This is a genomic window from Pseudanabaena sp. UWO310, from assembly GCF_006861605.1.
Lineage (GTDB): Bacteria > Cyanobacteriota > Cyanobacteriia > Pseudanabaenales > Pseudanabaenaceae > Pseudanabaena.
On record NZ_SELU01000043.1, the window covers coordinates 43290 to 49466 of the forward strand.

Annotated in this window: 6 protein-coding genes; 3 read left to right on the forward strand and 3 right to left on the reverse strand. The window is 44.5% G+C overall.

Going from position 1 to position 6177, the window contains the following annotated elements:
- Positions 1–27 precede the first annotated feature (27 nt).
- Both PseudUWO310_RS14825 and PseudUWO310_RS14830 read left to right on the forward strand, forming a co-directional pair.
- Positions 28–540 (forward strand): hypothetical protein, encoded by a 513-nt coding sequence (locus PseudUWO310_RS14825; protein ID WP_223805680.1) that lies wholly within the window; start codon positions 28–30, stop codon positions 538–540.
- A gap of 368 nt (positions 541–908) precedes the next feature.
- The gene (locus tag PseudUWO310_RS14830; RefSeq protein ID WP_055075758.1) at positions 909–1358 is read left to right on the forward strand and encodes an NAD(P)H-quinone oxidoreductase subunit N; all 450 of its coding nucleotides are present in this window, start codon (positions 909–911) and stop codon (positions 1356–1358) included.
- Positions 1359–1396: 38 nt separating this feature from the next.
- Here the strand turns inward: PseudUWO310_RS14830 and PseudUWO310_RS14835 are convergent, their stop codons facing one another.
- Positions 1397–2740, reverse strand: a complete 1344-nt coding sequence (locus PseudUWO310_RS14835; protein ID WP_142602571.1) for an efflux RND transporter periplasmic adaptor subunit — start codon at positions 2738–2740, stop codon at positions 1397–1399.
- Positions 2741–2961: 221 nt separating this feature from the next.
- On the opposite strand from PseudUWO310_RS14835, the gene PseudUWO310_RS14840 reads away from it, so the two are divergent.
- Entirely contained in the window at positions 2962–3978 is a 1017-nt protein-coding gene (locus PseudUWO310_RS14840) for an adenylate/guanylate cyclase domain-containing protein (protein WP_142602573.1), read from the forward strand.
- Between the two features lie 238 nt (positions 3979–4216).
- Here the strand turns inward: PseudUWO310_RS14840 and PseudUWO310_RS14845 are convergent, their stop codons facing one another.
- On the reverse strand, positions 4217–4825 hold the full coding sequence (locus PseudUWO310_RS14845; protein WP_142602576.1) for a hypothetical protein: 609 nt from the start codon (positions 4823–4825) through the stop codon (positions 4217–4219).
- A gap of 194 nt (positions 4826–5019) precedes the next feature.
- On the reverse strand, positions 5020–5871 hold the full coding sequence (locus PseudUWO310_RS14850; RefSeq protein WP_142602578.1) for a 3'(2'),5'-bisphosphate nucleotidase CysQ: 852 nt from the start codon (positions 5869–5871) through the stop codon (positions 5020–5022).
- Positions 5872–6177 lie beyond the last annotated feature (306 nt).

The following is a 6177-nucleotide window of genomic DNA, read 5'->3' on the forward strand; positions in this document are numbered from 1 at the left end:
CACCGCACTGCTAATCTTTGGGTTTTAATGCGTAGCTATACCAATTCCGAACAAGACTTTGCGGTTATCCATACACAAAGGGAAAGAGTAAGATTAAGTAAGAGTGTTACGATCGCTACAGGTAAATACAGGGACTCAAAACAGGGGCTCAAACTCATGAAATACTACACATTTGGCAATAACTTTCCCAGTGGTGGCGGCGGTGACGATCGCTGGTCAGGTGTGCGCTTTTGGCTAACGGCTTTACTAATTTTTTGGACATTAAGCACGATCGGTTTAGGCTGGCTCGTTAATTCTTTCTTTATCCTGATTGGTCTAGTTACCTTTGTTCCTGTAATTGCCTTTTTCGGTTTGCAATGGTGGATTAAACGTAGCATTGTCACTTCAGACTGTCCCGTCTGCGATGCGACTTTTAATGCTTCCCGCTCAAGTCAATTTCAATGCCCTAACTGTGGCGAACCTCTCCAAGAGCAACAAAATAAATTTGTACGACTTTCCCCACCAGGAACGATCGATATTGACGTTCAAGTTGTCGATTGAACATATTACGCGATCGAGTAGCCATAAACCCCAAGAATTGGCTGGCGGCGCGAAGCGCCGCCAGTCAATTCTTGGGGTTTGATTTGTCCTAAATCAAGTGAATATAAAACCCAGAAGAGTGTTGCGGCGCAAAGCGCCGCAACACTCTTCTGGGTTTTATGTCTTAACTTATATGGCTATAGCTATATTGCAACGTAAGGTTTTGAGATTCCCAAAATGGCGTTGCCATTTTGGGAATTGGGATTACAGTTTTAGTTAATGTCTCAAGTTTTTGATGGATACGATAAATATGCTGTGAGTATGCGTTTGCTTTCTAGGTATAAAATACTGTTAGCTCAATAATTTAGCGTTCAGCATAGGATGTCAACATGCCATTGATTGCAACCGATAAAATTGTCAAAGACCTCGAAAAAGCAGGGGCTTTAGCAATGCGTGTTCCCCCTGAAGGTGGTTATGAAGGTCGCTACCAACTTCGTCTAAAGAATGCAGGTTATGAAATTCTCTTTATCACCGCAAGGGGTTTAGGTGATGTGAATAGTTACCTGACCGATGTTCATGGTGTGCGTCCCTCCCACTTGGGCAAAACCGAAATTCGCACCTATTTTATTCCCCCTGCAATCCAGTTTCGCCTCAATGCTTTACCTGCGAAGTCCAAAGGCTTGGTAGTGTGGTTGATCGAGGGTAAATATCTCTCTAAGCAAGAATTAGAAACTCTGAGCCAAATTCCCGATCGCGATCCGCGTGTCAAAATCGTAATTGAAACTGGCAGCGATCGCGAAGTCACTTGGCAACCCCTCAAACAAGCTGTCGCCGCATAAAATAAAAAATTAGGGGGCGCTTAGCGCCCCCTAATTTTTTATTGAGGTTTGGCTTTGGTTTCGGGTAGCTTCACGAATACGCGATCGCCGATCTTTGCCCCACTCAGAATTTGCGTCTGGTTATCCACCGTCGTGCCGATGGTAACTTGGCGGAATTGGGGCTTACCCTTCTCATCGGCAATCAATAGCCCTGTTTTGCCCTCTTGGGTAACGATTGCCACCGTTGGCACGACCAGCGCGTTATCAATTTTTTGACCGATAAAGCGCAGATCGGCATTCATTCCCGATTGCAATTTATCCTTGCCAGTTTCTAGGGTGACGCGGACTTGAAAAGACGTAACATTTTGCTCAATAACCGCCTCAGGAGCAATCAGACGCACCTTGCCCTTAAAAACCTCTGAAGGGAAGGCATCCGCAATAATTTCTACTTCTTGTCCGATTTTAATTTGTGAAATATCTACTTCAGGAACTTTCGCAATAATTTCTAAGCCATTAGCGATCGCCACAATCGAAGTAGAGGTCGATGAGTTAGTAGAGGATGCGCTCGTAGTGGGCGTAACAAAGGCTCCTGCATTGGCATATTTTTGAGTAATGATGCCCGTAAAGGGAGCGCGAATCACCGTATCCTCAATCTGCACTTCGATGGTGCGAACGCCTGCGATCGCTTGGGCGAGTTGCGCCTCGGCTTGAGCAATATCTTCCGCACGACTACCATTGCGCGACGAATCTAAAAGGCGATTGGCTTCAACAAGATTGGCTTGAGCCGTGAGTAAATCAGCCTGAGCGCTGCGATCGTCGGTTAATACTTCATCAAAGCGATCGCTGGAAATTGCCCCTTCAGTTTGCAATCCCCGAAAGCGCGAAGTCTTCATGCTTGTTAAGGCTAACCGCGATTTTGCGGCCTCCAAACGCCCCCTTGCCGATTCAGCACGAGCTTGAGCGGCGGCAATATCCTCAGGACGGCTACCGTTGCGTAATTTGACTAGATTGGCTTCACTAGCGGCGGCATTAGCCTGCGCCTGATAAAGCTGAGGAACTAGATTGCTACTGTCCATTCTGGCAATTACTTGTCCTCGATTGACCCGCGCCCCTTGCTCAACCAATAGCTCAACCAATTGCCCCGCTTGCTTCGGGCTGAGGTTAACCGTTTCAATGGGAACAACGGAACCACTAGACTTAATTTTGATCGACAAGGATTTAGACTCAACCAGTTCAGTTTTATCATTGACTGTTGTCGAACTTTGGCTAAGCCCAGTCAGGGCACGAAAAGCGACAAAGCCACCACCTAGCAAAACAACGAGTAAAACTACAACTAGCCAAGGCTTTTTCCAAAGGGTTTTAAGCCGATTATTTTCTTGTTTTGGGGAAATAGTAGTTTGCATCGAGTTTAAATTTAACCGAAGCCGGCAGGGCAGAAAATTATATTTGTGATAATAACCTATGATACATCGGTTAATTTCACATCACTCCCCAGAATCATTGCTCTGGCTTTTGGCTATATTCGCGAGCATCAAAAAAACGCTATATTAACTAAAGCCAAGACTCAAAGAGACGCAGAATATTTGTATACCTATAAATTTATATTTTGGGGGTTATTAACCTTGTGAGTCAGCCTGCCACAAATTGGGATGAGCAACCACATATCGTACTTCACGGATCTCAAAGTACGATACAGATTCCTCTTGTGAATGCGTATTCTTGGACATTAGGAAGGGGATCGGAAAATGATATTCCTCTGTCTGACAAATGTGCGTCACGCAACCATGCTATGTTCCAAATTGTTGGAGACAGTAACTATTTTCTCATCGATCTCGGCAGTCGCAACGGTTCCTTTGTAAATGGACGGCGTGTAACTATTCCTGTGAGCTTAAGGAGTGGCGATCGCATTACCCTAGGCGAAACAAATTTAGAATTTTATTGTCCTGAAATTACCACTACGCCCGATAATGGAGCGGCTCAAACTGAAGAAACAACTGATGCGGTGGCGACTGCCATGTTGCACAAGCGTCAATTAATTACAGTTTTGGTAGTCGATATTCGTGACTTTACGAAACTTACCCAACAAATGGACGAGCATGTTCTCTCGGAAGCGATCGGGACATGGTTCCGTCGTGCGGGTGAGATCATCGATCGCCATGGTAGTTGGGTTGATAAGTACATCGGTGATGCGGTGATGACCGTTTGGATCCATGAAGCAGCCAAAGGGTCGGATACCGTCACGACCCAAGATATGCTTAAGGTTTACCGCGCTCTCTACGAACTCTATGAAATGAGTAACGAACTCAACCGCCAGTTTGAATTTCCCTTTCAACTGCGCGTGGGTGCGGGAGTAAATACGGGCTACGCTATGGTCGGACAGATGGGAACTAGCGAACATCCAGACTATACGGCTCTCGGCGATACCGTCAATGCAGCCTTCCGTCTAGAGTCATCAACCAAGCAATTAGGGTTGGATGTTGCGATCGGCTCTACTACCTACAGCCATACCCCCTACGCTGCGGTTTTACTGTCCCTAAGACAATATTCCGTAGAACTAAAGGGATACACCACGCCGACTATTACCTATGCGGGAACTTTTAACGAATTAGGAACCTATATCAAAAAACTGGATGCCGAGTGAAATAATAGCAAGTTAAGAAATGGCTACACCATTCAAACCCCAAGAATTGACTGGCGGCGCTTCGCGCCGCCAGTCAATTCTTGGGGTTTATGTCCTAGTACAATTGGCGAAATCAAACCCAATAGAGAGTTGCGGCGTGAAGCGCCGCAACTCTCTATTGGGTTTGATTTCCTAACTTAAAAGATGAGTGGCGGCGCATCGCGCCGCCACTCATCTTTTCACTTTGCGTTAGCTGTAATTATTTTGCTACGCGACTGTCAAAATCTTGATCCATGCAATTTATTAAGAAATCTGAAATAATCTGCGACACCTCTTCAAAACGCTTTACCGATAGATTTGATGAATGCGCCGTCAGCACTCCATGGGCAAAAATATGTCTCGTACATCTGGCTAAAAAACTAATATTGACATCTTTGCCCTCGATAAAATCGCGCATCATTCTTTTTAAAGCAACCCCCTCTAAATGTTCTTCTAAAAAGCTAGAGAAAGTATGTTTGGGATCTAATCTACGGATCTCTTGGATGATCGTGGTTTGAGACTGCTCATTTTGCCAAGCTTCTAATTGGGCTTCCTGACTGGGATTTAAGCCAATGATGCGACAGTATGTTTCAAAGGCTGTATAGGTAAGAAAGATTCTCGTAATCGCTGAATAGAGTTGGGGTGTAAGCGGACTAGCGTAATGATCGCCTAAATCCAGTTTCTTAAAACTCTTGGCTAGGCGAAAGCGAGCAGCCCATCTTGCTAAGCGATCGAATTTATTTCCTAGTTCTACCGAAACTTGATGATCGGATTGATTGACTTGTGTAGCGAAACGTCTCCATGCTTTAGGATAGTTTTTCTTGGACATAGATATAGCCAAATACAGGCTTTTTGCGAAGTTATTGGAATTTATTAATTAATATAGCGCCATATCACTTCTAAAATACATATTGCTGATGTAGGCATGAAACAAGCGGCTTTCAAGAACTAAGTAGCTCAAGAGAGAGTACAGTCCGCTACGCGGGCGGTACTCTCTCTAATTTTGGTTTTTAATTATGCCGACTACATGCAGTTGGAGAGGTTTTGATGAATCGAATCCAGAAATTCATCGATAAATTTTGACCAGCCAATCACAATAACTTGGTTATGGGTGAGTTTCGCAGGATCGATATCATCATAGCCAAATCCGATTTCACGACCTGTCAGATCGCAACAAACTAACCCAGCGGCTTTGGCGATCGCTAGAGGACCAACGGTATCCCAGAGCTTCACGCGCCGATTGAGATAGATATAAGCGTTTGCACGACCTTGAACCACTTCCATTACCTTTAAGCCAAAGCTACCGAGACTATAAAACTCCACATTGGGAACAGCCGTGCGAATCGCCTCACCATAGGCAAGATCGTCTTTTTTGCTGACAATTACGCGATCGCTACTTGCTCCCTTGGGTGGACTAGAAGGCAAAACTTCAGGGACATGCCCATTGGTAACCGTGAATAATCCATTAACAGCAGTTCCGCCAAAATATAGGCGATCGCTCTTTGGGGCATAGATCCAGCCGAGAACTGGCTGAGATTGTTCTAAAACCCCTACCATCACCGAATAGAATTCCCGCCCATGAATAAAATCATCAGTACCATCAATCGGATCGATGAACCAATATTTCTGACTAGATGCTTGTTTTTCTTGCCATAGTTCTGGCGATTTTTGGTTTTCTTCGCTAATTACCACATCATCGGGAAACCATGCCTGAAACCTTTGCCTCAATAACAAATCGAGTTCGCGATCGACATTAGTTACATAATCATCAAAACCTTTTTCATCAACTTGAAAACCTCTCTCTCTCAGATGAATCGCTTTTTGACCGATCTCGCGGATAAAATGACAGATTTCAGTTTGCAGTATGGGATTCATAATCACTAAAAAGAATAGGTAAAACCCGATAATTTACAAAAATCTTTGCTAAGCAAGTTTTTTATAAGTAGCTAGGCGCAATTAAAGATAAAACCCCAAGCCCTGTAGCGCACGCACAGCGTGCGCTACAGGGCTTGATTCTGGGTTTTAATTATGCCCAGATACTTACCAATTCACAAAAGTGTTGTCACACTTTTGTGAATTAGAGCTATATTCACTTAAGTCAGGACATCAAACCCAATAGAGAGTTGCGGCGCGAAGCGCCGCAACTCTCTATTGGGTTTGATTTTTGTCCTAACATTACTA

Coding starts and splice junctions, on each gene's coding strand:
- PseudUWO310_RS14850 (WP_142602578.1), bottom strand. CDS start 5,871: ATGAATCCCATACTGCAAACTGAAATCTGTCATTTTATCCGCGAGATC.
- PseudUWO310_RS14845 (WP_142602576.1), bottom strand. CDS start 4,825: ATGTCCAAGAAAAACTATCCTAAAGCATGGAGACGTTTCGCTACACAA.
- PseudUWO310_RS14825 (WP_223805680.1), top strand. CDS start 28: ATGCGTAGCTATACCAATTCCGAACAAGACTTTGCGGTTATCCATACA.
- PseudUWO310_RS14830 (WP_055075758.1), top strand. CDS start 909: ATGCCATTGATTGCAACCGATAAAATTGTCAAAGACCTCGAAAAAGCA.
- PseudUWO310_RS14835 (WP_142602571.1), bottom strand. CDS start 2,740: ATGCAAACTACTATTTCCCCAAAACAAGAAAATAATCGGCTTAAAACC.